General features: G+C 64.3%; 18 protein-coding genes. 11 read left to right on the forward strand and 7 right to left on the reverse strand.

The window, feature by feature from the left end; translation table 11 throughout:
* Positions 1 to 204 carry a type II toxin-antitoxin system VapB family antitoxin gene (locus ACQPZ2_RS39215; protein ID WP_063038892.1) on the reverse strand — a complete coding sequence of 68 codons (204 nt, stop codon included), beginning with the start codon at positions 202 to 204 and terminating at the stop codon, positions 1 to 3.
* Positions 205 to 322: 118 nt separating this feature from the next.
* On the opposite strand from ACQPZ2_RS39215, the gene ACQPZ2_RS39220 reads away from it, so the two are divergent.
* The 3 genes from ACQPZ2_RS39220 to ACQPZ2_RS39230 all read left to right on the forward strand — a co-directional run bounded on the left by ACQPZ2_RS39220 (position 323) and on the right by ACQPZ2_RS39230 (position 2,707).
* Positions 323 to 883: a DUF4396 domain-containing protein gene (locus tag ACQPZ2_RS39220; protein WP_433523002.1), complete on the forward strand. Its 561-nt coding sequence runs from the start codon at positions 323 to 325 to the stop codon at positions 881 to 883.
* Positions 884 to 1,010: 127 nt separating this feature from the next.
* Positions 1,011 to 1,904 carry a phenylalanine 4-monooxygenase gene (locus tag ACQPZ2_RS39225; RefSeq protein WP_433523003.1) on the forward strand — a complete coding sequence of 298 codons (894 nt, stop codon included), beginning with the start codon at positions 1,011 to 1,013 and terminating at the stop codon, positions 1,902 to 1,904.
* 131 nt (positions 1,905 to 2,035) lie between these two features.
* On the forward strand, positions 2,036 to 2,707 hold the full coding sequence (locus ACQPZ2_RS39230) for an ester cyclase (protein ID WP_433523004.1): 672 nt from the start codon (positions 2,036 to 2,038) through the stop codon (positions 2,705 to 2,707).
* Positions 2,708 to 2,729: 22 nt separating this feature from the next.
* Here ACQPZ2_RS39230 and ACQPZ2_RS39235 read toward each other — a convergent pair whose 3' ends face one another.
* The gene (locus ACQPZ2_RS39235) at positions 2,730 to 3,335 is read right to left on the reverse strand and encodes a TetR family transcriptional regulator (protein ID WP_433523005.1); all 606 of its coding nucleotides are present in this window, start codon (positions 3,333 to 3,335) and stop codon (positions 2,730 to 2,732) included.
* Positions 3,325 to 4,869, reverse strand: a complete 1,545-nt coding sequence (locus ACQPZ2_RS39240; protein WP_433523006.1) for an MFS transporter — start codon at positions 4,867 to 4,869, stop codon at positions 3,325 to 3,327. Before ACQPZ2_RS39240 ends, ACQPZ2_RS39235 begins: the two co-directional genes overlap by 11 nt.
* 127 nt (positions 4,870 to 4,996) lie before the next feature.
* On the opposite strand from ACQPZ2_RS39240, the gene ACQPZ2_RS39245 reads away from it, so the two are divergent.
* The 6 genes from ACQPZ2_RS39245 (at position 4,997) to ACQPZ2_RS39270 (ending at position 9,937) form a co-directional block, all read left to right on the forward strand.
* The gene (locus tag ACQPZ2_RS39245; protein WP_433523007.1) at positions 4,997 to 6,289 is read left to right on the forward strand and encodes a D-alanyl-D-alanine carboxypeptidase family protein; all 1,293 of its coding nucleotides are present in this window, start codon (positions 4,997 to 4,999) and stop codon (positions 6,287 to 6,289) included.
* 51 nt (positions 6,290 to 6,340) lie between these two features.
* A complete protein-coding gene (locus ACQPZ2_RS39250) occupies positions 6,341 to 7,129 on the forward strand; it encodes a hypothetical protein (protein ID WP_433523008.1) in 789 nt (262 codons plus the stop codon).
* Between the two features lie 435 nt (positions 7,130 to 7,564).
* Positions 7,565 to 7,888: a type VII secretion target gene (locus tag ACQPZ2_RS39255; RefSeq protein WP_433523009.1), complete on the forward strand. Its 324-nt coding sequence runs from the start codon at positions 7,565 to 7,567 to the stop codon at positions 7,886 to 7,888.
* A 62-nt stretch (positions 7,889 to 7,950) separates the two neighbouring features.
* On the forward strand, positions 7,951 to 8,628 hold the full coding sequence (locus ACQPZ2_RS39260) for a WXG100 family type VII secretion target (protein ID WP_433523010.1): 678 nt from the start codon (positions 7,951 to 7,953) through the stop codon (positions 8,626 to 8,628).
* Positions 8,629 to 8,645: 17 nt separating this feature from the next.
* Positions 8,646 to 9,176 (forward strand): hypothetical protein, encoded by a 531-nt coding sequence (locus ACQPZ2_RS39265; RefSeq protein WP_433523011.1) that lies wholly within the window; start codon positions 8,646 to 8,648, stop codon positions 9,174 to 9,176.
* Positions 9,173 to 9,937: a hypothetical protein gene (locus ACQPZ2_RS39270; protein ID WP_433523012.1), complete on the forward strand. Its 765-nt coding sequence runs from the start codon at positions 9,173 to 9,175 to the stop codon at positions 9,935 to 9,937. The genes ACQPZ2_RS39265 and ACQPZ2_RS39270 overlap by 4 nt, the downstream gene beginning before the upstream one ends.
* Positions 9,938 to 10,133: 196 nt before the next feature.
* Here the strand turns inward: ACQPZ2_RS39270 and ACQPZ2_RS39275 are convergent, their stop codons facing one another.
* The 4 genes from ACQPZ2_RS39275 to ACQPZ2_RS39290 are packed head-to-tail and all read right to left on the reverse strand — an operon-like array spanning position 10,134 to position 13,181.
* Positions 10,134 to 10,844 (reverse strand): ESX secretion-associated protein EspG, encoded by a 711-nt coding sequence (locus ACQPZ2_RS39275; protein WP_433523013.1) that lies wholly within the window; start codon positions 10,842 to 10,844, stop codon positions 10,134 to 10,136.
* A complete protein-coding gene (locus tag ACQPZ2_RS39280) occupies positions 10,841 to 12,172 on the reverse strand; it encodes a hypothetical protein (protein ID WP_433523014.1) in 1,332 nt (443 codons plus the stop codon). The genes ACQPZ2_RS39275 and ACQPZ2_RS39280 overlap by 4 nt, the downstream gene beginning before the upstream one ends.
* A 2-nt stretch (positions 12,173 to 12,174) precedes the next feature.
* Complete coding sequence (locus ACQPZ2_RS39285) at positions 12,175 to 12,810, reverse strand: DUF3558 domain-containing protein (RefSeq protein ID WP_433523015.1); 636 nt, start codon at positions 12,808 to 12,810, stop codon at positions 12,175 to 12,177.
* A complete protein-coding gene (locus tag ACQPZ2_RS39290; protein ID WP_433523016.1) occupies positions 12,807 to 13,181 on the reverse strand; it encodes a hypothetical protein in 375 nt (124 codons plus the stop codon). The genes ACQPZ2_RS39285 and ACQPZ2_RS39290 overlap by 4 nt, the downstream gene beginning before the upstream one ends.
* Before the next feature lie 359 nt (positions 13,182 to 13,540).
* Here ACQPZ2_RS39290 and ACQPZ2_RS39295 point away from each other — a divergent pair, with 359 nt between their 5' ends.
* Positions 13,541 to 14,419 carry a helix-turn-helix domain-containing protein gene (locus ACQPZ2_RS39295; RefSeq protein ID WP_433523017.1) on the forward strand — a complete coding sequence of 293 codons (879 nt, stop codon included), beginning with the start codon at positions 13,541 to 13,543 and terminating at the stop codon, positions 14,417 to 14,419.
* On the forward strand, positions 14,416 to 14,619 hold the full coding sequence (locus ACQPZ2_RS39300; protein ID WP_433523018.1) for a DUF397 domain-containing protein: 204 nt from the start codon (positions 14,416 to 14,418) through the stop codon (positions 14,617 to 14,619). Before ACQPZ2_RS39295 ends, ACQPZ2_RS39300 begins: the two co-directional genes overlap by 4 nt.

Consider the following 14,619-nt stretch of genomic DNA (forward strand, 5'->3'; position numbering starts at 1 on the left):
TCAGCCGTCGGCAACCGCGATCTCGGGTCCGGGCAGGGGGGACAGCACACCGGCAGCCAATCGCTGCAATTGGTGAAGTTGCCGCTCGTGCACAACGATTCGGCGCAGTGCCTCGTTGATGGTGGCGCTGCTCGTCGACGTGCCCATGATGGCGGCCGCGGCGGCGAGCAGTTTCTGGTCGAGATCGATCCGCACGGATTTCATGCGCCCTCCTTCGTACATTCGCCATATTGCTTTATCCGGTCCGCTCATGTCTGGCAAATCGGGCACAACGTCGGAATTCACATTTGACTAATTACCCTACGGGGGTATAGTTCCCGACATGGAGCAGGAGCACGGAACGCCCGTCGAACACCACGAACACGCCGGGCATACAGCACATTCCGCGCATGAGGCAGCCGCCGGGCATACTCAGCACGCAAACACCGAGCATCACGCTCCGGCATCCTGGCGGATGGCTGCCCAGGCCACCCTGCACTGCCTCACCGGCTGCGCGATCGGCGAAATCCTCGGCATGGTGATCGGCACGGCACTCGGCTGGAACAACACCGCGACCATGGTGCTGGCGATCGTGCTCGCCTTCCTTTTCGGCTACGCGCTGACCATGCGCGGCGTCCTGAAGGCGGGTCTGCCGCTGGCCGCCGCGATAACCACCGCACTGGCCGCCGATACGGTCTCGATCACGGTCATGGAAATCGTCGACAATGCCGTCATCCTCGCCGTGCCCGGCGCCATGGACGCACACCTGGATACGGTCATGTTCTGGGCGACGCTCGCCTTCTCCCTGGTGGTGGCCTTCATCCTCACCACGCCGGTCAACAAGTGGATGATCGGCCGCGGCAAGGGCCATGCGGTGGTGCACGAATTGCACGGTCAGCACTGATCAGCTCGCCGCCGCAGGAGCCGGTCCGCTGCCGGTAATAACGCGAAGAAGCCCGCCCAGCTATACAGTTTGATCAGCTGGACGGGCTTTTGTTGTCGCAAAGACCCCGCGGTGCTTGCATCGACGTATGTTCACCGAAGCTCAGCTGTACTCGCCGGTGACCAGATCCGGCGATGGCGATGTCATGGTGCACTTGAGCGACGAGCACCCCGGCGTGCATGATCCCGATTACCGCGCCCGCCGCAACGCGATCGCCGCGCTGGCGCTGGATTACGCACCGGGTAAACCCCTGCCGCAGATCGACTACACCGATGAGGAACAACAGGTGTGGCGCATCGTGTCGGCCGAACTCGCACGCAAACACCAGAAGTACGCCGCCACCGAGGTGCTCGCGGCCGCGGCCCGGGTCGATTTGCCGCGCGATCACATTCCGCAGCTCGACGAGGTCTCCGCGGCACTGGTCCCGCTGACCGGATTCCGCTATGTGCCTGCGGCCGGTCTGGTGCCGCTGCGCGAGTTCTTCGGTTCCTTCGCCGACCGCACCTTCCACTCCACCCAGTACATCCGGCACCATTCGGCCCCGCTGTACACCCCGGAACCCGATGCCATCCACGAGATCATTGGACACGCCAATCAGATAGCCAGCCCGCGCTTCGCCGCCATCTACGAGGCGGTCGGCGCGGCCGTCGCCCGGCTGACCACCGAGACGGCGCTCAAGTTCCTCGCCGATGTCTTCTGGTTCTCCATGGAGTTCGGCGTGGTCCGGGAGAACGGCGAAATCCGTTGCTACGGAGCTGGATTGCTGTCCTCCTACGGCGAGATCGAGGAGTTCCAGCACGCCGAGCTGCGACCGCTGGACGTGGCGACGATGGGCACCGCCGTCTACGACATCACGCACTACCAACCGATTCTGTATTGCGCACAGTCGATTTCGGAGATCGAGGATGTGATCGGCGGCTTCTTCGCCAGCATGGACGACGATTCGCCGCACCGCGTACTGCATACGGCTGGTAGAATGTGACACATCATCGTTTAAAACTCGAAAGTTGCTGGGAGACATAGGGTTCGGCAAATTCGAACCTGCCGCGACAACCGGCCGACCGGCTGTTAGCCTGCCTCGCGTCCGATCTCTTCGAAGGGGCGCGAGCCGAGATGACAGCTGATACAACAGATTCCACAACCGAGACGCCGCTGTGGCTGCAGGGCCGGGACGCGGTGGTCGCCGCGACGCCGGCCGAGGATTGGCGCAACGGCGCGCCCGATTACCACCTGACCAGGCAAACCGTGCCGCGCGAGCGCACCACCGAGCACGCGGCGGGCTCGCTCGAGGCCATCGTCGAGGATCTGGTGCGGGTCTTCGAAATGGAGGTCTCACACAAGAAGGATCCGGCGACCTGGGTTTCGCTGGTGGCCGAGCACTACCGAGGCCGGGTCAACGGCGGGCCGTGGCAGGACGCCGAGGAATTCGCCAGGATCGGCAGCTACAACATCCTGATCGGCGACAACCCGTACTACGAGGTCGAGCAGGAGACCTTCGAGTCCTCCCACGAGATCTTCCACACCGCCTTCCCGAACGGCTTCTTCTGGGAGGTGCTCGAGGTGCTGGCCGGACCGCCCGCGGTCACCTTCCGCTGGCGGCACTGGGGCCGCTACGACGGCGAATACAAGGGCAACCAGCCCACCGGCGCATTGATCGAGATGTTCGGCGTAACGATCGCCCGGGTCAGCGACGACCTGCGCATTCTCGAACTCGAGCACTTCTACGACAACAACAAATTGCTCGGCCCATTGGCACACGGGTGCCCGGTTACCCAGTCCGGCTAGGATTTTCGGCCGCTCGGCAGCACTACTGCTTGCCGAGCGGTAACCCCGCCTCCAGGAAATCCAGTGCGCGATTGAGGTTCTCGGCATTCAGCGGGTTGAACCTCGCGATGCCGAGCGCGACTCCCGCGATGGCACCCGCGGTCACGCGTATCTCGAAATCGTCCGCATCCCGGCCCATCTGGTCGGCGAGCAGGCCCGCCATCAGGTCGATGCCGCGTTGCAGTTCCAATCCGATGGCCGCGCGCAGCTCGGGCACGTGATACAGCAGGGCCTGACGTTCCTGTTCGAATGCCAGCTCGGCTGCGGGCAGATTCGCGAACACCCCCGCGACCGCATTGCGGAACGCCGTCATCGGCGGGATGTCGTGTGGCTGGGCCCGTATCGCGTCGATCATCAGTGGATCGAGATCGTCGGCGAGCACCAACTGTTCTTTGGTCGGGAAATAGCGGAAGAAGGTGCTGGGCGATACCTCGGCCGCCGCGGCGATCTGCTCGATGGTGGTCTCGGTATAGCCCTGCTCACGGAACAGCCGGAACGCTTCTTCGCGAATCGTCCGGCGGGTCCGTTCCTTCTTCCGCTCGCGCAGGCTCTGCGCGGCCGTCCCGTCCGCGGGCAGCTCAACCGACATGAGTCGATTCTGGCCCATCGACCGGCACCAGCGCGTCCGGTATCGCCTCCTCGTGTTGCGGTGCGGCCGTGGACCGCCCCGGCAGCACCCGCAGTGCGAGCGGCACCGCCACCGCGCAGAGAGCCGCACACACCCACAGCATCGCGCTCATGCCGCCGACGAACGCGGACTGCACCTGCTCCAGCATCGCCGCATTGCCGGTCGACTTCGCAACCGCCACACCGGCATTCACGCTGTCGCGAATCGGATCGACATTCAATGCGCCGAGATCGCCGCGGTACACGGTAGCCAGGACGGTGCCGAGCACGGCCACCGCGATGGTGCCCGCCGCCTGACGCAGCGCCTGCACCAGCGCCGAGCCGACACCCGCACGGGCCACCTCGAGATTGTCCAGCGCGACCGCCATGCCAGCTGGCAGCCCGAGGCCCATGCCCGCACCGGTCAACCCGACCCATACGGCCACGAACCAGTACGAGGTCCCCACTTCGGTCAGCCCGCCCAAGCCCATGCCGACCGCGAGCACCGTCAGGCCGAGTCCCACCATCAGCGCCGGTCCCAGTTTCGGCTGCAACCGATCACCCAGCCGCGATCCGATCAGCAGTCCGCCGATCAACGGCAGCAGGCGCACGCCGCTGCCGAGCGCATCCGCGCCGAGGACCGCCTGGAAGTACTGCGGCACGGTGAAGAACAGGCCGAACAAGCCGAACGTGATGATCACGGTGAACGCCGCGCCCCAGCGGAAGCCGGGGCTGCCGAACAGGCCCAGATCGACCAGCGGGAAGCTCGCGCGCCGCTGCCACGCGATGAATACCGCGACGGCCGCGACTCCGCCGAGCAGCGCACCCCAGCCGAGCCCATTGCCCCACCCCTTGTCACCGAGCCGGATGAATCCGTAGGTGACGCCGACCATGCCGAGAATCGACAGCGCGACGCCCGGCAGATCCATCGGCCGCTGATCCGGGTTCCGCGACTCCGGCACCAGGACCGCGATGGCCAGCACACCGAGCACCACCATCGGGACATTGATCAGGAATACCGAACCCCACCAGAAGTTATCGATCAGCCAGCCGCCGAGGATCGGACCGAGCGGCAGGCCCAGTGCGGTCGAGGTGACCCAGATGTTCATGGCCTTGGCCCGCTGCGCCGAATCCGGGAACAGCACCGGCAGCACCGCCATCGACAGCGGGATCATGACCGCCGCCGCGATGCCGAGTACCACGCGGGCCGCGATGAGTTGACCGGCGGTGGCGGCGAAGGCGCAGGCCAGCGAGGCCGCTCCGAACAGCACCAGCGCGCCGAGCAGCAGCTTTTTGCGGCCGTAGCGGTCGCCGAGCGCACCCGCGGGCAGCATCACGGCCGCGAGCGCCAGTGTGTACGCGGTGCTGAACCACTGCAGCGCCCCGGTGTTCGCGTTCAAGTCGACGGCGAGGGTGGGCAGCGCCACGGTCAGCACGGTCATATCCAGGCCGATGGTCAGCATTGCCAAGGCCAGCGCCCCCAGCGCCAACCAGCGGCGAGTCGAGTCTGTCTGCATAGCCCCTCCAGAAAATGATAGTTACAACTATTTGATAGTAGCTCTCATTTAGTAGTTCCTGTCAACACTTGGCGCATTCGTGTCTCATCACGGCCCACCGCGCGGCCGGTCAGTAGGCTCGCAGCCGATGAGCACCCGGGATCTTCGCCTCCTCGTCGCACTCTGCCTCGGTTCCGCACTGGCCATTACGGCCGTGACCTGGGGCCCTGCCGCGACCGTTTCGCACGCGACGCCGACGACCACCACGACGACGCCGTTCAGCACCCCGAATACCGACAGCTGCCCGCAGAAGACGCAGCCGCCCAACCCGATCGACGAATCCGAGGTCCCCGAACCCGGACAGCCGTCGCCGACCCCGCTGGCCGTGCCGACTCCACCGGTCGGCGGCTCACGCCTGGGTGAATGCGGCGTCGTCATCCCGCGCGGCGCACCGCCGGTGCCGCAGGAAATTTCCGCCACGGCCTGGCAGATTTCGGACCTCGATACCGGTGAGGTGCTCGCCGCCAAGGACCCGCACGGGCGCTACCGGCCCGCCAGCACGATCAAGGTGCTGCTCGCGACCGTCGCACTGCGCAGCCTCGACCTGAACAAGACCGTCACCGGAACCCAGGACGACGCGAATGCCGACGGCACCCGCGTCGGCATCGGCCCCGGCGGCCGCTACACCAACCGACAACTGATGCAGGCGCTGATCATGGCGTCGGGCAACGATGCCGCGCATGCCATCGCCACCCAGCTCGGCGGCGACGCCGCAACGGTGCAGAAGATGAACGATCTGGCGAAGTCGTTGCACGCCTTGGATACTCGCACCGCCAGCCCGTCCGGCCTGGACGGCCCTGGGATGAGCACCTCGGCCTACGACCTGTCGGTGCTGTTCCGCGAGGCCATGACGATTCCCTTGTTCGCCGAATTCATCCACACCGAGCAAATCGATTTTCCCGGCTACCCCAAGGACCCGAAAAACCCTGACGACAAAGACCATCCGGGTTTCCCCATCGCCAACGACAACCACCTGCTCTACGAATACGACGGTGCGCTCGGCGGCAAGACCGGTTACACCGACGACGCCAGGCAAACCTTCGTCGCCGCCGCCCAACGCGACGGCCGCAGACTCATCGTGACGCTGCTGAAAGCCGATGTGCTGCCGATACGTCCGTGGGAACAGGCCGCGCGCCTGCTCGACTACGGTTTCGCCCTGCCGAAGAACTCCACCGTCGGAAAGCTCCCGGAAACCAAGTCCGCATCCACGAAAGGCACTGCGGGACTTGCCTCCCCACCCCCGAAAGACACCGACCACGAAGCCCAGCCCACCGATGAATCCGACAACCACTCGGGCACCCGCACGCTTGTTTTGGTGAGCGGCGTAATCCTGGTTCTCGCACTCCTCCTCGGGGCCCGCCGCATGAGCCGCCGCCGTTAGGCGACCGGTTCCAAGGAGCCTGCGCGGCAGAGGTATGCCAGGATCGTCGATATGGGGATCGCCGGTCGAGGGTTGCAGCGAGTCAACGACTTTCTCGAGGTTCCGCCACGCGCGCCGCAGTACCACGGCGACAAGAATGATCCTCGCTACCCTTCGCCGCGCGAACTGCGCGGCAATACGGCGGCGTTCTTCGATATCGCGCTACATGGCGGATCAGCGGGCGCGGTAGCGAACACCGCCGTCTCGGGGCTGGCGTGGGTCGTCCTCGTCTTCGTGGCGACCTATGCGGCGCTGTCGTTCGTACACACGGTGATCGTGCAGCGCATAATCCACGCCACCATCGGCAAAGCACTGCTGGGCTTGGTGGTCATCCGGGGAGAGGACGGCCGCTGGCCGACCTTCGGCAACCTGGTCCGCGGCTACTTCTGGCGCGGATTCGCCACCGCCTTCTGCTTCTTCGACGACAACGACCTACCGGACTACGACCTCCACGAACCCGCCCGAGTCACCGTGCAGCGCCGCGACGTGCGCGCACTGCGATCCGGATCCGTTCAGCCGCAGACTGATCCGCGAACCTATCCCGGGTATGGGCCACCGCCGAACATGTACCCGGCTTACGGTTCCGCACCGACGAACCCGCCTGGAAGCCACCGGCCGAACCCGTATCCGGCAGGCGCCCAACAATATCCACCGCAATATCCCCCGAATCCGGCCGCACCCAACGGCTACCAGCCGCAACCGGCTCCCGGACCCGCATACTCGCCGAATTGCCTTCCGCCGCAGGGCTACCGGCTGCCGGACAACCAGCCGCCACACCACTTTCCGCCCCACACACGCTGACACCGGTACCGCGAGCGAGTGCGGCCCCTGCAGTTGCGAACCGGCTGGCACCCAACAGCCCCTATCTCCCTATCCACCGAACACCTATCGGCCGAACACTTTCGCCACCAACGGCCTTGTGCCGCGCCAGTTCTCCGCCAGTTCACCCGCCGCGCCGCGGGTGGTGTGCCTCGTCCGGAACCTGGGGCCGGATGCTCGAGGTGAAGTATTCTTACGGCGATTCACGAGGGGGGTGACCGCGATGGCATGGTGGACAGCCCGAGAAGTGCACCCTGGCACCGGAATCCGGCCCGGGTACGCACCTCCCTACCGCCAGGTCGAGTTCTCGCACCGATCGGCCAACGTAGACGCGCGTCCGACACGCCACCCCAGCCGGAAACGAACGGGATTGCGTCGGCACGCGCGGTTCTCGCCACATCAACAGAAAGTCAAAGAATGACATACGAATTCAAGGTCGCCCCAGACGATATCGACAAGGCGGCAGACCAGCTGGCGGAAATCGCTGTGGGAAGCGCGAGGGCGGTCGAGTACGCCAAGAAGTATCTCGATCTGGAAAGCAATGCCGGTTTGGCCCTGAAACCTCTCATCGGGGTCCTTCAAGAGGCCTGCGACGAACTGGCGGTGAATTACACACGGCTCGGCTCCAAGACGAGCGAATCCGCTACGGAGTTGAAGAACGCCGCGAACATGTACCGAACCGTCGACAAGGCACGAGCCGAAGCACTCGATAAGACTTACCCGACAAAGGCCGGAAAATGACAGACCTGACTACCGCATCCGATCCGACCGAGAAGCTCGTCGAACCGCAGGTAGAGGCCTGGTTGTCGACCGGAGGAACTCTGGTCGACTTCGTCCTCGGAAACGCGTACAGCGTTACCTATTACTTGAATCTCATCGTTTCGTTGACCGGATGGAACCCGATCGAAGAGGTGCAGAAGTATTTCGGAGGAGATTGGCAGGAAATGCTCGAGTCCGCCAAGGCAGTAGAGAATCTGGCGGGTTACAACACAGCCTACGGTGACGCCATCGACGCAGCGATGAAAAATGTCGAGTCATCGTGGCAGGGCAACGCGGCCACCAGCGCGAATGATTACTTCTCCAAACTGTCGGCGGCCCTCGACGGGCAGGTCGAGCCGCTGACAGAGATTTCCAACGCCGTCGCCGCCTTCGCGTGGGCATCGTTCGGCATCGCGCAGACCGTCCAAGCGGGAATACTGGAGCTCGGCGACCGTGTCGTTCAGTGGGTTCTGACGCAAGCCGCCGCAGCTGCTGCTGCGGCAACCGGCGTCGGCGCCTCCGCCGCCGCCGCACTCGAGGTCGTCTGCAATGCCATCCTCCTCGCGATGACACTCAATGTTGTGAAACAGGTCAAGAACCTTGGAGCCTTGCTGGCTGCCGCACAAGCAGCGCTCGGCACGATCACAGCGTTCATCGGAACCGCGATGGAATTCCAAATCCCCAGCCTCGGTGGAACCTACGACCATCCCGGAGTGAACTGATGAATCGCGAGGAACCGATGCTGGATCTCGCCGGCGGCGACGTCGGCATGTCACGTCACCTTGCGAAGGCTCTGAACATCATTGTCGGCAGCCCGGGCCTCGCTCCGGATCTGAAGGCGCAAATGCAGGAGATCCTGCAAGGAAAGGGCACCATTCGCGATCTCGTGCACAGCGAGTCGTTCGCGCGTCTCGGCGACGCGGTCATCCCCAAGGCGCTAGAGGATTTCGCGGCGACATCGCCCGAGGAAATCCAGCGAAAGGCCGAACTGGGGAACGCGATCCTCGAAAGTTACCGGAACCAGGATCCCGACACTTCGCCACCTGCGGAGCCATCTCCGAGTTCGTCGGCCGCGCAATCGCCGACCAGCACTCCCCAAGAAGCTCCGTCCACGTCGGCCCCCAACGTCGCAAGTAGCCGTGACCACCCAGCGAGCCACGTGATTCCAGGAACTCGAAAGCCCAATCGGGAACGGATCGTCACACCCGACGATCTGAACGACGACGATCTGTACTTCCAGGACCGCAATCAACGCGGATGGTTCGAGTGAGGCGACCTCGCCTGGCCGGTGACTACTACCGCCCCAATAGTGGTGACGGCTTCGAGGCGAACCCACTACCGCCGACTCCGCTGGTGTATCAGCGGCCGTATACGCATGAGGACGACGTGACGATCCGGGTGCGCCGGTGTCGGGACGCCTTGCCGAATACCGGTTCGCTCTGGCGGAAAACACCCCGGCGGCTACGCGTCGAACCACTCGAACTGGAAATTGCGCAACCTCTGCCCGACTTGTGTCCCGGGCACGGTCGTCCGGCTGTGTCGCGAAGCCACGTGCGGGCCCGCTTCTACGACACGGATCTGCATCCGCGGTTTCATCGCACAGCCAGAGAACGAGACCTCGGCAAGGACTTGTTCACCGGAGGCGTGGTGCCGGTCGCGCCTGTTTCGACGATCCTCGTCGGCGAGTGGCCCGTTTGTGACCGATGCGTCCGCACCGCCCGGCGATACCGCTGGGCCACCCGCTCGCTGCTATGGCTGATGGCCGCCAATCTCGTCGCTGTGGTGATCGTCAGTGTGGCGCATGTCGATCCCCTGCTCATCCCGCTGGTACTCGCACTGTTCCCGGGTTCGATTCCGCTGGGGCTGGTGGTGGTCATCCACCTGTTCGGCAAGAGTGCCCAGCGGGTGACGTACCGCCCGATCTATGACGAAAGGTTCGCCTTCGTCCAAGCTCACCCGCGCTTCCGGGCAGCAATAGAACAAGATCCGCGCTATCGTCCTTCGCTCGACAAAGAGCCTGACACGCCATAGCAATCGACCGTCTCGGCCCCGCCGGGGACGGCCGCGTCCGACATCGTGTCGACCCGCAGTCGACCCTTTCCGCCGGTTCGCTGGAGTCGAGGGCTCGAGCCAGGCCGTCCTGACAGCGCGTGGGTGTTCCGCGTCGACAGGTCATCCAGCGATCTGGCAGTCGAAGTGGAGCACCCCTCGGTACTCGAGCGGTGGATCAGGGGATGGTTTGTGCCAGGCGGGTGATTTCGCGGCGAATTGTGAGCTGGTCGCACGGGGTTATGTGGAATTCGTTGTATTGGTGGCGGTAGTGGTAGCGGCCGTCGCCGTCGATGTCGAACCAGTTCAGGTATTCGGGTGGGGCGGGATGGGAATCGCGTAGGCCGCGAAGGAATTCCACGGTTCCGGAACCGGAGCGCGGGGCGCGTAGCAGGCGGTAGATACGGTCGGACGGTGTTTCTTTGATGCCGGTCCAGGACTCGAGGTTGTCGACCAGGCGTTGGGCATCTTCGGCCACGGCCGGATGACGTCCGGGTGGCACGTCGCCGAGCACTGCGGTGAATACGGCGGGCACGATCGCGGCGGTGCCGACCTCGAGCACTACATTGCCGCCGAAATCGGTGGTGGGGCCCGGCCGTTGCACCAGGGTGACGCCGATGTCGGCGTCGATCGCGCCGAATGCGCGCAATGGGCGTCGCCGAGTTCCGGTGAGCGCCAATGCGATTCGCGGATCTGCGGCCACGCGCAAGACGGCAGAGAGGTCGGGGTTGGCGTGCAGCGGCAGGCGGCGGTCCAATTCGCGTGTGAGCTGGTCGAATTCGTCCTCCCAGCGCACCGAGGCGATCAGGCGCAAGGGAAAGGGGTAGCGATCCGACCGCGTCTCACGCCAGATGTGCATGAACTCATCGGGCGTGAACTCGAACTTCACCCGCGCTCACCGCTCGGGTACGCCGAGGGCGCGTCGGCCCCGATCGACGGGGGAACCGCCGGATCGTCCGGGCCGACCAGTTCTTCGTACTGGCCGATCAGATAGTCGGGAACCTTGCGGTTCGACTCGTCCTCCCCCGATTTGCGCCCCGCGCCGGGCGACATGCCCGACATACCGTTGCGGCCGGTGCCGGCCGCGCTGGTCGTCGCAGTGGAAACCGTTGCCGCGCCGGAGTTTCCGGTCGTCGGCACACCGGTGACACTGCGTCCCGGACTCGGTGTGGTGCTGCTGCCGGGCCCGGATGTGCCGCCCGATCCGGATGTGCCGAAGCCGCCCGCATGTCCCGAGGTCGTCGGAGTGGTGGTTGTCGCGGCGGGCGAGGTGGCGGTGGAGCTCGCGGCCGTCGTCGGGGACTGGGTCTGTTGTCCGGCAGTGGAATTCGAGTCGAGACCAGTGGGGTTCACCGTGCCCTGATCGGTCCCCGATCCATTCGACTCGCCGTTGTTACCGCCGGTGTTTCCGGTACCGGATCCAGTGGTGCCGCCGCCATTGCTGCCCCCGCTACCGCCGCTCGGCCCGGCAACGCCCTCGTTGCCACCGCCGCCCGGCGACGTGACCGGCACGAATGTCGGAACTCCTGATCCGGCGGGGCCGTAGGACGGTTTGTAGTTGTTGTTCATGGTGTCGATCGCCGTGCGATGCAGCGCCTCGATGCCGCGCTGATAGGCGACCTCCTGACTGTCGCCGTCCCCGACCAGCCCCGCGCCGACCGCGGAAATAATGACCTGCGCGGGGTCCAGCGACGTCGCCGAACCCCTGCTCCCCTGCGCCGCGGACGGTGGCGGCACCGTCATCTTCACCACTTCGGCGGCCGACGCCACGCCCTTTATCCGGTGCCCGCAGGCATTGATCACCTGCTCGACATCACTTGCCTGCCGATAGAACGTCTGCGCCGCAGCAAGAGCCGCATCAGCCATGGCCCCCTCGATGCCCGAGGACAATGCCTTCTGAATCGCGAGATTCGCGCCGAACAGTCCACCGCTCAGCGCGGTGGCGATGCTGATCCAGGTATCGGCCTGCTGATGCATGATGCCCGGACTCATCTGCTGGGCGTTGGTGTAGATCTCCTCGTGGGTGTGGCCCTCGAACTGCTCCATCCGAGTGATGTACGCCGGATCCTGGCCATCGGCAGACAGTTTCGTCTCGTACTGCTCCGCACCCTGCTGCTGACTGCGCGCGAGCGTACTCGGCTGACTGGTGTCGGGCTTGCGGCTCGAATCGAATGCACCGAGCGCCGAAGGAACATCGTTGATGTCGAGGCCGGTCATCGTCAGTTGTCCTTGCCGATCTCCGGCTCGATAGTGGAGGCGATGTCGGTGATGCCGTCGCAGGGGTTGAGGGTCTGTGGGGCGCGGTCGGTGAGATAGACCGCTATCTGTACGAATCCCACCTTGGTTCGTACGTCGACCTGACAGCCGCGGTGCACTTCCGGATCATGAACCAACAGAGCTTCGCGGCCGTTCACGGTGATCGGCTCGCTGAACGAGCCCACCTTCGCGAGGTCTTCCGCCCAAGTCGCGTTTCCGGAGTCCAGACTCAGGTCACGCAATTGGGAGGAGAAGCTGCAAACCAGGAAGCTGTACTCGGCGACGAGATCTCTACCGCGTTTGCGTGAGGCGGGATCGAATCCAGCCTTTTGAATCGTTTGGTCGTTAACCCAAGTACACGGGTCGAAGACGATCTTTGGACGTCCGGTGCTAGCAGTGTATTTGTTGTCCTGCGAGGGCGGCTGAAGCTTGGGTGCGGTAAGCGTCGGCCGGGCCGATTGCGTGTCAGTGGACGAGGTGCTGGCCTGACCGGAGTTGACAGCGGGTTGTGTCGGGTCGTTGTTCGTCGAACAACTCACCGCGAACGGGGTGACTGTTATCGCCAGCAGGGCAATCAGCGCCTTACGCATCCCTGTCATGACTTTTGTACCTCCGAGGTGGCTGTGTTCATGGCTCGGGCGTTCATTGCGTCGGCTTCCTCAACCAGTTGACCAGCTTGCAGATAGGCCGCCGCCATCCTGAGCGCTGCCTCTTTCATCCCGTTGAGAGCCTCGGTCATCTTTACGGCCTTGCCAGAGAATCCATCCTGAAGCTGCTTGGCAGAATCGAAGCCCCCAAAGCCTTCATGCTGGTGCACACTGCGGGACGCGACGATCTGCGGTTCAAGTGTGGTTTCGACCAACCGTGTGTAGACCTCAGCGCACCGCCGTGCGGCGTCGGCCTCCATCCGAAATGTTCCCCCAGTGGCTTGCTGATACAGCGCATTCGCGGCCGATTGCCCTACTTCCATCGGCTTCCCCTCCCTCGCTGATCGTCCGCTTACTGTACTGGACGCGTGAAACGGTCAATCGGTTCCGTTGGGACGCAAAGTCGTTCTCAATTGGTTTCGATCCTGCGGATTCAGCCCACATCTGCCGCACTCGGCTCAGACACTCTCACCGAGCAGCGTGCGGTGCCGGGTCGCGGCGGGTCGAGTGAACCCTCCGTACACGAATCATGCCAACGCTGATCTGGTCCACGAATACCCCCTTGGATGCAATCCTTCCTGGGGTTATGTCGCGATTGCATGATCATTCGCAATGTGACCTCCACATGGGATGGCGGTGTGCTCTGCTACTGCGAACAGTGAAACCTGATGGGAGGCGGGGTATGTCGGAGGACGGATCGACGCTTGCACGGCGGCAGTTGGGGAAGTATCTGCGGGATGGTCGACAGGGGTGCGGACTCACGCTGCACCAAGCGGCCGAGCTGATCGACCGCAGTGGCAGCACATTACAACGGATCGAAAAGGGCACGGTGGCGCATCTCCGCGATGTGGACGTCGACGCGCTGTGCAAGATCTACAGCTTCGATGCGGACCACACGGCCGCGATGAAAGGGCTTGCGGCGCAAGGCAACGAGCTGAGTTGGTGGTACGAGTTCGGCGACGTCATGCCAAGAAACTTCGACTTCTTCGTCGGGCTGGAAGCTTCGGCGCAGCGGCTGATTACCTATGAGCCCGAACTCGTGCCGGGGTTGTTGCAGACACCGGCGTACGCGAGTGTGCTCATCCGATCCGTCTATCCGGACGATGGCCCCGAGGAGCACGCACGCCGAGTGCAGTTACGGGTCCGACGGCAAACGAGAATCACCCGGAAGCACCATCCTGCGGCACTCGACGTCATCCTTCGAGAGCCGGTCCTCCGGGGAATGGTCGGCGGGCCTAAGGTGATGGCGACCCAGCTGAGGCATCTCGCCGACATGAGCATCCGTCCCAACGTGAACTTGCAGATCCTCCCGTTCCGTGCGGGATTCCCCCTCGGGGTCGCGGTCGGTCCGTTCGTCATCCTGGAGTTCGGCGCGGATAAGCACGGGCAGGCGATCGAGCCGCCAGTGGTCTACACGGAGAATTTCACGGGGAACTTGTATCTTGCGAAGCCAACCACCATGCGGCGATACCATGAGGCGTACGCGAGCCTCCGGCAAAGTGCGATGGATCCCATCGACAGCCGTGCTCTACTCACGCGAATGGCAAAGGAGTACGCGTGAACATCGATCTGACCGATGCCGACTGGTTCAAGAGCAGCCGCAGTGGGGGCAACGCGAACTGCGTCGAAGTCGCTTTCCTCCCGAACACCCTTGTCGGCGTTCGCGATTCGAAGAACCCATCCGGCGCCGCACTGGTATTCACCCCAGCCGAATGGTCAGCCTTCACCGCCGCGACAACCCGCGGCGAGTTCGACCGCTGA

Source organism: Nocardia pseudovaccinii, from assembly GCF_050942345.1.
GTDB classification, from domain to species: Bacteria; Actinomycetota; Actinomycetes; order Mycobacteriales; family Mycobacteriaceae; genus Nocardia; species Nocardia pseudovaccinii.